Below are 12932 nucleotides of genomic sequence, written 5' to 3'. Positions count from 1 at the left end.
TGTCACCACCGATAGGTGATGGTCTTACTACTCATCCAAGCCCTTCTCCATTGCTTTCCAAGCAAGGGTCGCACATTTAATGCGGGCAGGGAACTTTGTTACCCCTTGAAGGGCTTCGATATCTCCAAGGTCATATTTTTCATCGTCGTACTCTTTACCTTGAACCATTTCGGAAAAGATCCCAGAAATCTCAAGCGCTTCTTTGATCGATTTGCCTTTAACTGTATCTGTCATCATTGACGCTGAAGATAAGCTAATTGAACAACCTTCACCCGTGAACTTTGCCTCGACAACTTGATCATTTTCAACTTGTAAATGAAGCTGAATTCGATCGCCACATGAAGGGTTATTCATGTTAATCGTCAAGGCATCATTCTCGTCAAGCTCTCCACGATTTCTCGGGTTTTTGTAATGATCCATGATGACTTGTCGATAAAGAGTGTCTAGATTACTCTGCATAGACATCTCCGAAATACTCCTTTGCCGTCACAAGTGCATCAACAAATGCGTCGACGTCGCTTTTTGTATTGTATAAATAAAAGCTCGCTCGTGCTGTTGCTGTACACCCTAACCAATTCATAAGAGGGCGAGCACAATGGTGACCCGCACGAACCGCAACACCTTGAGAATCAAGGACAGTCGCTACATCATGAGGATGAACACCTTTAATGTTGAAGGTCAAGATTCCTGCACGTTGGTCAGCAGGAGGACCATACACTTCTACATCTTCATGTTCAGTAAGTCTTTCCATTGCGTATTGAACGAGCATTTTCTCGTGTGCTTCGATGTTTTCTAAACCAATTTCTTCGAGGTAGTCAATCGCTTTAGCAAAGCCGATTGCTCCTCCAATAATCGGTGTACCCCCTTCGAATTTGTATGGGAGCTCTTTCCAAGTTGACTCGTAAAGACCAACTTCGTCAATCATCTCTCCTCCAAATTCAAAAGGCTCCATGTCGTCAAGAAGTTCTTTCTTACCGTATAGAGCACCAATTCCTGTCGGTCCACACATTTTGTGTGCAGAGAACGCGAAGAAATCACAATTTAGATCTTGAACGTCAACTTTTTTTGTGCGGTGAACTTTGTGCACCGTCAACGATCATAATCGCTCCGTGGTTGTGAGCAATTTCTCCAACTTCTTTAACAGGGTTCATCGTTCCGAGAACGTTTGACACGTGAACCATTGTGACGATTTTCGTCTTATCGGTTACCGTTTCTTCAACATCCTCAAGAGAGATCGTACCATCTGGTTGAAGTGGAATATATTTGAGCACAGCACCTGTTGCTTTTGCAACTTGTTGCCAAGGAATGATATTGCTATGATGCTCCATCGGAGTTAAGACAATTTCATCACCTTCGTTAAGCTTTGCTTTTGCGTAGCTTGAAGCAACGATGTTCAGTGCTGTTGTCGTTCCGCGCGTGAAAATAATTTCTTCACGGTTCTTTGCATTAATGAATGACTGTACCCGGTCTCTTGCGCCTTCGTAACCATCCGTCGCTTTCGAACCTAGCGTATGAACCCCGCGATGCACGTTGGAGTTGTACGAGTTATAGTACTCCTCCAACGCTTCAATCACCTGAATCGGCTTCTGTGAAGTTGCCGAGTTGTCGAGATAAACGAGCGGATGGCCGTTTACTTCTTGGTGAAGAATCGGGAATTGTTCACGCACTTTCTGAACGTCAAACATTAGTAGACTTTCCTTTCAATCACTTCCGTAAGACGCTCTTTAACCGCTTCAACTGGAAGTTCTCCTACAACAGGCTCAAGGAAGCCATGAATGATTAAACGTTCTGCTTCAAGCGTAGAAAGACCACGGCTTTGCATGTAGAACATTTGCATCGGATCAATCTTTCCGACTGATGCTGCGTGTCCTGCAGTTACGTCATCTTCATCAATAAGAAGAATCGGGTTTGCGTCTCCACGAGCTTTAGAAGAGAGCATGAGTACACGTCCAGTTTGCTCACTGTGTGCTTTCGTACCGCCTTTTTCAATCTTATTAATTCCGTTGAAGATTGCAGACGATGCGTCTTTCATTACACCATGAGTCAAAATGTACCCTTCAGAGTGCTTACCATGACCGACCATGTTGCTCGTAAAGTTCTGAATCTGCTCTCCACGACCTACAGCAACGGTCTTCGTATCTCCGTAAGAACCATCACCTAATAGATGCGTTGTGTTCTCAGAAATTGTACTACCTTCGTTCATTTGTCCAAGCGCCCATTCGATACGGCCGTCTTTTTGAACGTGTGCACGACGAACAATGTAGCTCGTTACACCACTTTCAAGGTTATCAACAGCACCGTACTTCACTTCAGCGCCTTGACCGACATACACTTCTGTAACGATGTTTGCAGCAGCTTTTTCTTTCTCGAAAGAAACGTAGTTTTCAACATACGTTACACGGCTGTGGTCTTCTGCCACGATAATAACGTGGTTAAACAATCCGACCTTCACATCGTCTTGCCAGAAAATTGCTTGTAATGGAACTTCCACTTCAACGTTTTTCGGAACGTAAATGAAAATACCACCGTTAACAAGCGCTGTGTGAAGAGCTGTAAGTTGGTTCTCATCAGAACGAACAGCTTCTCCCATGAAATACTTCTCAAGTAAGTCACTGTGCTCATTCACTGCTGTTTCAAAATCAGTGAAGATCACGCCTTTTTCTTTAAGTTCATCTGCAACTTTGTTGTGCGCAACTTTACCGTCACGTTGAATAATTGCACTGTTCACTTTGCTTTCATCACCAGCAAGACGAGCAACATCTCCTGGCAAATCACTGTAACTCTCAATTGCACGTTGATCACTATCGATGTTCTCAAACGTTGAGAAGTTCCATCTTGTTAATTTTGTTTTATCAGGGTTAGGCATCGGTAAAGAAGCAGCATTTGTAAGAGCTTCTAAACGCTTTTCTTGAAGCCACGTAGGCTCATTGCGCTTTTCCGACCAAGATTTAACCGTTTCACGATCAAATGCCCATTTCGTTTCAACAGCCATATTCTGCACCTCCGTCTCTTATGCTTCTTGTCCTACACGCTCATCTTCAATTCCGAGCTCTTCTTTAATCCAATCATAACCTTCTGCTTCAAGACGTTGAGCAAGACTAGCGTCGCCAGACTTCACAATACGTCCTTGCATCATCACGTGAACGTGATCTGGTGTGATGTAGTTGAGTAGACGTTGGTAGTGAGTGATGATGAGGCAACCAAAGCTTTCTCCACGCATGTTGTTAATTCCGTTTGATACGACTTTAAGTGCGTCAATATCAAGACCAGAGTCAATCTCATCTAGGATCGCAATTTTTGGTTCAAGCATAAGAAGTTGAAGAATTTCGTTACGCTTCTTCTCTCCACCAGAGAAACCTTCATTCAAATAACGAGTAGAGAATTGCTCGTTCATATCAAGTGTTTCCATGTTTTTGTCCATCTTCTTGATGAACTTCATTAATGGAATCTCGTCGCCTTCTTCGCGGTGTGCGTTAATAGCAGTACGAAGGAAGTCAGAAGTTGTAACACCAGTTACTTCACTTGGGTATTGCATAGCAAGGAACATTCCAGCACGTGCGCGCTCGTCAACTTCCATTTCAAGAACGTCTTCACCATCAAGGCTTACACTACCTTTTGTGATTTCGTAACTTGGGTGTCCCATAATTGCAGAAGCAAGTGTTGATTTACCTGTTCCGTTTGGTCCCATAATGGCATGGATTTCGCCGCCAGAAATTTCTAAGTTAAAGCCCTTTACGATCTCTTTACCTTCGATCTCGACATGTAAGTCTTTGATCGTCAATGTTGATGCAGTCATAATCTACCTCCATTTATTTAAGCTACAACGAATAGGTAGCATATTCTCAATCTATTCTCATTCTTATTTTATAACAAATTCAATCTCCCATCAAGAGCATGGGCGTATTCGTAAAAAAAGAGAACCGCTCTGGATTCTCTTTTCCCATTATGCAGGTTTATTCTAAAGGTTTCAATGGATTAAACCTGTTGAGAGAAATGCTTAATTATTACTACCTGAGGAATCTTGCTCTTTCTCGAATGCTTCGATTGCATCTCGAATTAATGTTGCGGCTTGACTGAGCGAAGGACCTGCCCGAAAAGCTGCTGCTACCGCTACTGCTTCAAGGATCTCTGCTTCTGTCGCCCCTTCATCTACACACATCTTCGTATGATAGACCATGCAATAATCATCATTCATCGCCACACTAATCGCCAGTGCCATCAGCTGTTTATCTTTCGTTTGCAATTTCCCTTTAGCAAAACAAACTTCTGTAAACGCATGGTACTTCCGAGTTAACCGAGGCAATTGTTCTGAAACATAATCCATGCCTTCTTTATAATCTAGCAATACTTCTTCAATGAAATTCTGATCTTTTGGCATAACAATCCCCCTCATCCTTAGTATGGAAAAGGGGGATTCAATTCATGCATATTTTTCCATTATTTATTTTGCTCGCGCCAAAGTTCCTTAGCAATCTTTGGTGCGTGCCAGATTGACGGTGTGATTAAAAGCGCAACCGGCACTGCTGTTACGACAATAAACGATTGCAATGCATCGATACTACCTTCACCAATAAAGATTAGAATTGCCGCTACAACCGCCATAATGCTCGCCCAGAAGACACGCATAAATTTCGGAGGATTTCCTTCCCCTGTCATACTCATTGAAATTGAATACGTCATGCTATCTGCTGTTGTAATGACAAAGAGGATCGCAAGAATTAAGAAGAGAAATGGCATAATGACCGCAAACGGCATTTGCTCTGCAATTGCTATAATGCTGCTGGCAATCCGCCTTCATCAAGGGGACCAGAGACGCTTCCCGGATTCTCCATCTCATAAAAGATCCCAGACCCACCAACAACACTAAACCAGAAATTCGTAATTAGTGGAGAAATCACTGCGACTGCCATAATGATTTCTCTGATTGTACGCCCTCTTGAGATTCTCGCAATAAGCATCGTCATCATCGGCGCAAATCCGATAAACCACGCAAAGAAGAACAACATCCAAAAACCTAACCAGTCATTGTCACCCCGGTACGTGTGAAGCGTTACAAAATTATTGATGTAAAATCCAAAGGAAGAGATAAACGTATCAATGATAAATGCTCCTGCACCGAATAACATAATAACAGCCGCTAAGATGAACACAATAATAATGTTGAGTTTACTTAACCATTGAATTCCTTTGTGAATTCCTGTAACCGCTGAAATGATAACAATAAAAAGTAAAAAGGCAATAACAGATACTTGGACTAAAAAGTTATCAGGAATCGCAAATAATGAATCCATTCCATAGCTCACTTGTAGAGCTAAAATACCAATTGGACCGATTGTACCTGCTGCGACCGCAATGACACAAAATGCATCAATAACCGCCCCTAGCTTATGGTTCGCAATTCGCTTACCAAAAAACGGATACAACAGGGAACGTGGTTTCATTGGCATCCCTTTATGATAGACCGCATACATGAGTACAATTGCACCGGTCGTACCGAGTACAGCCCATGCACCATCCCCCAACTAACAAATGCTTGAGCCATTGCCGGAGCAATTGCCGCCTGTGTTGCAGCTTCAATGTCGTTGTGTACCGGTGGCACGTCCATAAAATAATACATCGGCTCAGATGCTGCCCAGAAGACCCCACCTGCACCTAATAATGAAATTGTAATTACTGAGACCCAACGAAACGTGCTCATTTCAACTTGATCTCTATTTCCAATCCGTACTTTGCCGTACTTTGAAAATGCAATAACTAGTGCTGCACCTAACATGACGAGAAGGAGCAACTGCCAGAAGCCACCAAAGTAATATACAGATGCTTCGAAAGTTACATTCACAAATTGACTAACTGCTTGTACGTCGATGATTGACGCAATAACGAACAATAAGAGAATCCCTCCACTTATTGCAAAGACAGGCCAGTCAACCTTTTTTTAAATTCATTATCCCGAAAAAAACCCTTCCTTAAAACAAAAAAAACATCCCCGACGTCTTCTTTTAGAACACATCGAAAATGTTTGTTCGTTTTTTTATTGGTGTCACAAGTTAAAAAGTATAGCATAAAATCTTTTCGATGCACATGTAATATTTATCCTAGATTTAGAGAGCACTTTTATTATGCCACTTTCTTCATATTAAAATGCATTCTTTATGTGGATATATGATGCTTGATTTCCACAAATAAAAAGCAGTTCGTTTTCAGAAACGAACTGCTTTTTTTATTTATTCTGCTGGAAGTACTGCACCTTCGTATTGTTCTTCAATAAACGATACGACTTCATCGGAATGAAGGACATCTAGCAATGTCTGGATGCGTGGGTCGTCCTCATCACCTGAATTTACTGCAATCACGTTAACGTACGGGTTATCATCGCCACTCTCAACAGCGATCGAATCATCAACCGGGCTTAAATCGTTGTCAATTGCATAGTTTGAGTTAATGAAGACAACATCTCCTTCACCCGTATCAAATGCTTGTGGTAAGATCGCTGCTTCGTATGAAGGGTCGAAGTTGAAATCGTTCGGGTTATCTTCAATGTCATCAATCGTTGCATAAATTGGATCAACGCCATCAGCAACTGTAATTAAACCTTCTTCTTCAAATAAGCTAATCACACGACCGTGGTCAGCGACAGAATCACTCATAATAACGTGTGCGCCTTCAGGAAGTTCTGATAAAGAACTATACTCTTGACTGTATCCACCCATCGGCTCAATGTGTACGCCGCCTGCGTTAGCAAAATCATAACCATGCTCTTCGATTTGGCTTTCAAGGTAAGGGATGTGCTGGAAATAGTTCGCATCTAAATCACCGAAATCAAGTGCTTGGTTCGGGATAATGTAATCATTGAACGTTTCAATTTGCAGATCAACACCTTCTTCTTCAAGAAGATCTTGTGCAAATTCAAGAATCTCAGCATGTGGAATGTTAGAAGCACCTACGACGAGTGGTTCATTCTCACCATCGTTTGTCGCTTCTTCATCCGTATCTTCATCTGGTGTCTCAACGTCAGAATCCGCGTCTCCTTCAGCGCCTGAACCATTTTCCTCATCAGACGTTCCACAAGCGCTTAATGCGAGTACAAGTGAACCTGCTGCAATTGCCGTATAAAACTTTTTCATTCTACTTCTCTCCCCTTCTTATCGTTTATCTAATTTTCTCGTCAACACGTCGCCAATTCCTTGGAAAATAAACACGATGATGAGCGTAATTACGGTAGCTACGAGCGTTACTTCTGCATTATTACGTTGGAAACCATCACGGTAAGCTAGATCTCCTAGTCCTCCTGCACCAATAACCCCTGCCATTGCTGTGTAGCCAACAAGCGCGATTGATGTAACAGTAATTCCAGAAATTAACGCAGGCATTGATTCAGGTAATAACACTTTAAAGATAATCTGAAATTGATTGCTTCCCATAGACCGAGCTGCTTCAATGACGCCCTTGTCAACTTCTCGAAGTCCAATTTCGACGAGTCTCGCATAGAAAGGCGCTGCACCAATAATCAATGCGGGAAGAGCTGCTTGTGGTCCAAGCATCGTATTTAAGATTGCGACTGTAAATGGAATCAATAGTATGATTAAGATGATAAATGGGATCGAGCGAAAGATATTCACAAAAGCTGCGGTAAACCAGTTAATTACCGGATTAGACCAGAGCTGATTTCTAGACGTTAAAAACAATAATAACCCTAACGCTATTCCTAATATAAACGTGAAAACAATTGCGATTGAACTCATGTACACCGTTTCCCACGTTGCTTCAAGCATATTGTCCCAATTCACATTACTAAGGAAGCCTTCATCCATGAGTAATCACCTCCGCCTGTACTTCATGATTCTCTAAGAAGGCGAGAGCTGCCTTAACTTTTTCTTCGCTTCCTTCTAATGAAATAAATAACGTTCCATAACTGCCATCTTTCGTACGTGCAATGTTACCTTGTAGAATATTGACGTCAATGTCGACATTACGAATGAGCTCAGAAACGAACGGTTTTTCTGTTCGCTCACCGACAAACGTCAGTTTCACCACTGTCCCGTTTGCATCATCCAACTGATCTTCGATGACTTCAAGTGACTCATCGTTCTCTGTAATTTGTTTCACAAATGCTCTCGTGATCTCCTCTGATGGGTTTCTAAATACGTCGAGTACAGCACCTTGTTCTACGACTTTTCCATCTTCCATCACGGCCACGCGACCACAAATTTTGTGAATGACGTGCATTTCATGAGTGATAAGAACAATTGTAAGTCCTAGCTTTTGATTAATATCATAAAGGAGATCTAGGATTTGACTCGTCGTTTTTGGATCAAGTGCAGACGTTGCTTCGTCACAAAGCAACACCTTCGGATTATTCGCAAGAGCTCGTGCAATCCCGACTCGTTGCTTTTGACCACCACTTAATTGCGACGGATACGCATCACCGCGACCTTCTAAACCGACAAGCTTAATGAGCTCATCAACACGCTCTTTGCGTTTTGCACTTGAAACTCCTGCAATTTCTAGAGGATAAGCAATGTTTTGTCGTACAGTTCGTGACCAAAGCAAGTTGAAATGTTGAAAGATCATGCTGATTTCTTGCCTTGCTTTCCTTAACTCTTTGCCTCTCAGCGTCATCATGTCGTAATCGGCAATTTTTATAGAACCACTACTTGGCACTTCAAGTAAATTCAACAGACGGATGAGTGTACTTTTTCCAGCACCACTGTACCCGATAATGCCGAAGATCTCTCCTTGCTCAATGTTAAGTTCTACGTTTTGAACGGCGTTAATTGATGCAGCCTTCGTCTTAAAAACTTTAGAAACATCATTAATTCGAATCACGGGCTGCACCTCCTTTTCTAAACTTATTTCCTACTATCCATATCTATTCAGTAAACTTTGAACGAAATAAAAAAATAACCCATCAACTCAATATGATGAGCAGAAAGGTTGTATTCTCACTATTCCCGTCTCATCTCCCAAAATTACCACGTAATCTTGCAGGAATTGGCACCATTGCAATAAAAATTGCCGGTTGCCGGGCTTCATAGGGCCAGTCCCTCCACCTCTCCAGATAAGGATATTCAGTTTGTGATTGTATCTTAGCACCCAGCTTTCTACCTGTCAACAAATCTTTCATGATTTATCACCTATGTTCTAAATCATCGTTCTTTTACAATTGACGAGACGATATGTCTAGAACTCCATTGACCTTCAGAGACGGTTTCGATTGGGTAGGTTTTCGGATAAAGTGACCGATCAATGTCATCAATAGAATATCCTTGTTCAGTTAACTCATGCACTTGAGCTATAAGCGCTTCTAAATGCTCAATCTTCTTATTAACCATTTCTTTCCCGTTTATATGATACCCGGAGTGACAACAGAATATCGATGAGAATTCGTAGTTCAACAACTTCTTTAGAGAACGTAACGTTTCTGGGATTGATTCAGCTTCCATAATCACTTTCGGTTTCGGTGTGACAAATAGATCCCCAGTAAACAGGCGCCCTGTTTGCTCATCAAGTAAGCTAATATGGTCTTTTGCGTGTCCAGGTGTAAAAATTACGTCCCATGTTGCGTTAGATGTAGTGAGTTGATCTGGCATCTTGGACGGTTGGAAGGGTTTACGCTCTCCCCATGCAAGCTGGCGATAATACGGATACGGTGTTTCTAGAAAGCATTCTTCCAACCCGAGTTCATGTACATAAACAGGCAACTCACGTTGATTAGCTAATACGGCTACATTTCCACTATGATCTTCATGATTATGGGTTAATGCAATAAAATCATACGATTGCGAATCAAAAAAAAGGGCGTAACGTTTGATACATATTCGAGGGTCCTGTATCTACGAGCATATTGTCGACAGCAAACAAATAAACCGGAGTCATTTTCCTACCTTTATTTTCTGGTACAACGTGAGCAATCGTGACACCTTCAATCGTTTGAACGTTCATACGCTTCAACTCCCGACTTGAAACTGAAATTTCAGATAGTGAACTAACTACCCGTTAACCTCTGTAGCACGACTACTCGTTAACGAGAAGGGGCATAATCATCTTTTTTTTACAATTTGCTCGATAAATGGCTCATCAATCGGCTTCTTCGTAACAACTGCTCGGTAATAAACCATTGAAGGCCCAATATCAGCAATTAGATCGAGCGTTTCCAAACCGACTGTACGTTCAGGATAAACATAAGGATCTAAAATCGCAAAGAATACGAGCCTGTATTTGCGATAATAGTCTTGTTGTAGGCGATATTCCAATTCTTTATGATTCGCCAAGACAGCCCCGACCGCCGCCATTGCTCTTTGATGAATGGGATCTTCAGACCAAAAGCTAGATAATAATAACTGCTTTATCTGTTGTTCAAGTCCGTTTGTTTCATCTACTTCTTCTAAAATGCCTTCAAACGATTTTATGGAAGAGATCGCTTCAACGACCAACTCTTGCTTCGATTTCCATCGCCGGTAAATCGTCGCCTTCCCAACACCTGCAGCTTTTGCAATATGATCCATCGTCACTGCTTCATATCCGTGTTCTGCAATCCGTTCTAGCGTGGAGTCTAAGATCACTTGATTTCGACTCTCGTCTCGTGGGCGACCTTTTTTTCACAACTTGTTCGTCCATGCTCAAGAACCTAACCTCCTACTGTTTCTCCTTTTACTGTAGCACCTTCGAATTGGTTAAGGCAATCTTTACAGAGAATTAATTACGAAACTGTTGCGTTCCGTAATTACTCATGGTAAGATTTCTCTTGCTGTTTAAAAGAAGGAGGGTACGGCTATGGCTCACACAGCTACAGAAGCTGACTTAAAATCTGATATTCCTGATATACGACCTATACCAATTTTGGCCGTGCTTCTTTCAGGTGCATTTGTTGCAATCCTAAATGAAACAATTCTTAACGTGGCTTTGCAAGCATCATGGGAGATCTTGGTGTTACATCAAGTACGGCACAATGGCTCGTAACGAGTTACATGCTCGTCATCGGTACACTTATTCCGATTTCTGCCTATTTCATAAAACGTTTTACGACTCGTCAGTTGTTTATCACCGCAATGTCACTATTTACATTAGGGACGGTTATTGCAGGTGTTAGCCCCACATTTGCAGTTCTATTAATAGGAAGAATCACACAAGCTGTCGGTACAGCAATTATGATTCCGCTGCTTATGAACGTGATTTTAGCCGTAATCCCAGTCGAGCGCCGAGGTGCAGCGATGGGGATGATGGGTCTTGTCATTATGTTTGCTCCTGCAATTGGTCCGACCGTTTCGGGACTTATTATTGAAAGCTTAACGTGGCGTTGGCTCTTTTACCTTGTCATTCCGATTGCACTATTCTCACTCGTCTTCGGTTATTTCGTCTTGAAAAATGTAACTGAGACATCGAAACCAAAACTTGATGTGTTTTCATTTATCTTATCGACCATCGGTTTCGGTGGAATTGTGTTCGGATTTAGCACAGCCGGTAAAGGCGACAGCTCGCTTGCTGATCCTCTTGTGATCGCATCACTCGTTATTGGGCTCTTAGCACTTGTGACGTTTGCGATTCGACAATTGAAAATGGAAGAACCATTACTCGACATCAGGGTATTCCGTTTTCCGATGTTTGCGCTCGGTCTCGTCCTTGTGATGCTTGTGATGATGACGATGTTTGCACTGATGCTCGTACTACCGATGTATATGCAATCCGCACTACTCTTTACGGCTGTCGCAACTGGATTGATTATGCTTCCTGGAGGAATTATTAACGGTGCCATGTCTCCAATTATGGGCCGCTTGTTTGATAAAGTTGGACCACGCCCAATTTTAATTCCAGGAGCTATTATGCTTGTGATTACTGTCTTTACGTATCGTTTTTCAACACCTGGTGTTGACGAATGGGTACTTGCGTTACAACATGTATTCGTGATGGTATCCGTCGCAATGATTATGATGCCCGCGCAAACTAACGGTTTGAATCAACTGCCAAAAGAACTTTATCCACACGGGACTGCAATTTTCAACACACTCATGCAAGTCTCAGGTGCAATCGGTGCAGCCATCTTCATCTCAATTATGGAAACCGGCCGCACAAATGCACTTTCTGGAATTCAAAACCCTAGTGCAGAACAACAAATCGAAGCCGTAACGATTGGCGCTCAACAAAGCTTCTCGTTCGGACTGATCTTTGCAATCATAGCACTGCTAATTGCACTTTTTATTCGAAGTAAAAACACCAAAAATCCAGCGTAATAACCAAGCCCTGAATTGTTAATGCAATTCAGGGCTTTTTCTATAAACACGTTCATCACTCCGTACATATACTGTTATGACTTTTAGCTCATACACAGCAATCAATTGATGTGCATGAAATTCAACGATTAGACGGAGGTATTAGATTGAATCCACCAGATCACTTATGGAACGCCAATCGACAAAATCGAAATGGGGTTTCCATTAACAACAATCTCATAAATGGTCCCGGTATTGTTGGTGGTACCGGCTCATTTCCAACGGGAATCCCTACTTCCCCAACTACTCCCACTTCCCCAACTCAACCGACAAGCCCACCAACAGGCATTACCATTGATTTACCAGGTCCTACTGGACCAACGGGTCCTACAGGCCCAACTGGACCATCAGACGGCGCAACTGGCGTAACCGGTCCTACTGGACCAACTGGACCGACCGGCGCAACTGGAATCGGGCTCGATGGCGCCGTTCCTTTTGACCCTATTGCTGCACCAGGCTATCCTGTTGGACAGATCGTTACGTTTGAAGGCAGCACCTATTTTGTGAACACTGCTCCTCCTACGGGTACTCCTGGTACTTCACCAGATTACACGTTGATTGCGGGTGCGGGGGTTACTGGTGTCACTGGACCAACCGGGGCTACGGGCATCGGACTCGACGGCGTTATTCCTTTTGATCCACTCGCTGCACCAGGCTACCCTGTTG

The 12932-nt window shown here is 42.6% G+C and carries 11 protein-coding genes, 4 pseudogenes and 1 riboswitch; of the genes and pseudogenes, 2 read left to right on the top strand and 13 right to left on the bottom strand.

All coding sequences use genetic code 11. The annotated features are described in order from the left end of the window. Positions 1 to 27: 27 nt before the first annotated feature. The 13 genes and pseudogenes from sufU to JCM19055_RS24280 form a co-directional block, all read right to left on the bottom strand. Positions 28 to 465 carry a Fe-S cluster assembly sulfur transfer protein SufU gene (gene sufU / locus JCM19055_RS14975; protein ID WP_042360293.1) on the bottom strand — a complete coding sequence of 146 codons (438 nt, stop codon included), beginning with the start codon at positions 463 to 465 and terminating at the stop codon, positions 28 to 30. Beyond that, a pseudogene (locus JCM19055_RS14970) lies at positions 449 to 1685 on the bottom strand (cysteine desulfurase). Before JCM19055_RS14970 ends, sufU begins: the two are co-directional and overlap by 17 nt. Continuing rightward, positions 1685 to 2992, bottom strand: coding sequence for a Fe-S cluster assembly protein SufD (gene sufD / locus JCM19055_RS14965; RefSeq protein WP_042360292.1), 1308 nt, complete (start codon positions 2990 to 2992; stop codon positions 1685 to 1687). Before sufD ends, JCM19055_RS14970 begins: the two are co-directional and overlap by 1 nt. Positions 2993 to 3010: 18 nt before the next feature. Next, positions 3011 to 3796 carry a Fe-S cluster assembly ATPase SufC gene (sufC, locus tag JCM19055_RS14960; protein ID WP_042360291.1) on the bottom strand — a complete coding sequence of 262 codons (786 nt, stop codon included), beginning with the start codon at positions 3794 to 3796 and terminating at the stop codon, positions 3011 to 3013. Positions 3797 to 3997: 201 nt separating this feature from the next. After that, on the bottom strand, positions 3998 to 4378 hold the full coding sequence (locus JCM19055_RS14955) for a carboxymuconolactone decarboxylase family protein (RefSeq protein WP_042360290.1): 381 nt from the start codon (positions 4376 to 4378) through the stop codon (positions 3998 to 4000). Positions 4379 to 4437: 59 nt separating this feature from the next. Continuing rightward, positions 4438 to 4755 carry a BCCT family transporter gene (locus tag JCM19055_RS29990; protein WP_265182220.1) on the bottom strand — a complete coding sequence of 106 codons (318 nt, stop codon included), beginning with the start codon at positions 4753 to 4755 and terminating at the stop codon, positions 4438 to 4440. Positions 4756 to 4769: 14 nt separating this feature from the next. Then, positions 4770 to 5887 (bottom strand): annotated as a pseudogene (locus JCM19055_RS14950) (BCCT family transporter). A 337-nt stretch (positions 5888 to 6224) separates the two neighbouring features. Further along, the gene (locus JCM19055_RS14945; protein ID WP_042360289.1) at positions 6225 to 7124 is read right to left on the bottom strand and encodes a MetQ/NlpA family ABC transporter substrate-binding protein; all 900 of its coding nucleotides are present in this window, start codon (positions 7122 to 7124) and stop codon (positions 6225 to 6227) included. An 18-nt stretch (positions 7125 to 7142) separates the two neighbouring features. Beyond that, entirely contained in the window at positions 7143 to 7811 is a 669-nt protein-coding gene (locus JCM19055_RS14940; protein ID WP_042360288.1) for a methionine ABC transporter permease, read from the bottom strand. Beyond that, positions 7804 to 8826 carry a methionine ABC transporter ATP-binding protein gene (locus JCM19055_RS14935; RefSeq protein WP_042360287.1) on the bottom strand — a complete coding sequence of 341 codons (1023 nt, stop codon included), beginning with the start codon at positions 8824 to 8826 and terminating at the stop codon, positions 7804 to 7806. Before JCM19055_RS14935 ends, JCM19055_RS14940 begins: the two co-directional genes overlap by 8 nt. Positions 8827 to 8953: 127 nt before the next feature. Next, positions 8954 to 9065, bottom strand: a riboswitch (SAM riboswitch). Positions 9066 to 9146: 81 nt separating this feature from the next. Further along, positions 9147 to 9767: an MBL fold metallo-hydrolase gene (locus tag JCM19055_RS14930; RefSeq protein WP_265182230.1), complete on the bottom strand. Its 621-nt coding sequence runs from the start codon at positions 9765 to 9767 to the stop codon at positions 9147 to 9149. A 19-nt stretch (positions 9768 to 9786) separates the two neighbouring features. Continuing rightward, positions 9787 to 9942 (bottom strand): hypothetical protein, encoded by a 156-nt coding sequence (locus JCM19055_RS27500; RefSeq protein ID WP_193745455.1) that lies wholly within the window; start codon positions 9940 to 9942, stop codon positions 9787 to 9789. 98 nt (positions 9943 to 10040) lie between these two features. Then, the gene (locus JCM19055_RS24280; protein ID WP_052366408.1) at positions 10041 to 10562 is read right to left on the bottom strand and encodes a TetR/AcrR family transcriptional regulator; all 522 of its coding nucleotides are present in this window, start codon (positions 10560 to 10562) and stop codon (positions 10041 to 10043) included. A gap of 211 nt (positions 10563 to 10773) precedes the next feature. Between JCM19055_RS24280 and JCM19055_RS14920 the strand changes: the two are divergent. Beyond that, positions 10774 to 12227, top strand: a pseudogene (locus JCM19055_RS14920) (MDR family MFS transporter). 146 nt (positions 12228 to 12373) lie between these two features. Beyond that, positions 12374 to 12932: pseudogene (locus JCM19055_RS29985) on the top strand (collagen-like protein); the annotation flags it as partial.

This window comes from Geomicrobium sp. JCM 19055 (genome assembly GCF_000698185.1).
GTDB lineage: Bacteria > Bacillota > Bacilli > Bacillales > Marinococcaceae > Geomicrobium_A > Geomicrobium_A sediminis.
Note: the sequence above shows the minus strand (reverse complement) of the source record. Positions and strands in the feature narration are given on the sequence as shown.

Bases quoted from the DNA above. Each gene is read 5' to 3' on its own strand.
- JCM19055_RS14940 (WP_042360288.1), bottom strand. From the start codon at position 7,811: ATGGATGAAGGCTTCCTTAGTAATGTGAATTGGGACAATATGCTTGAA.
- JCM19055_RS14945 (WP_042360289.1), bottom strand. From the start codon at position 7,124: ATGAAAAAGTTTTATACGGCAATTGCAGCAGGTTCACTTGTACTCGCA.
- sufC (WP_042360291.1), bottom strand. From the start codon at position 3,796: ATGACTGCATCAACATTGACGATCAAAGACTTACATGTCGAGATCGAA.
- JCM19055_RS14955 (WP_042360290.1), bottom strand. From the start codon at position 4,378: ATGCCAAAAGATCAGAATTTCATTGAAGAAGTATTGCTAGATTATAAA.
- JCM19055_RS27500 (WP_193745455.1), bottom strand. From the start codon at position 9,942: ATGAACGTTCAAACGATTGAAGGTGTCACGATTGCTCACGTTGTACCA.
- JCM19055_RS29990 (WP_265182220.1), bottom strand. From the start codon at position 4,755: ATGCCGTTTGCGGTCATTATGCCATTTCTCTTCTTAATTCTTGCGATC.
- sufU (WP_042360293.1), bottom strand. From the start codon at position 465: ATGTCTATGCAGAGTAATCTAGACACTCTTTATCGACAAGTCATCATG.
- sufD (WP_042360292.1), bottom strand. From the start codon at position 2,992: ATGGCTGTTGAAACGAAATGGGCATTTGATCGTGAAACGGTTAAATCT.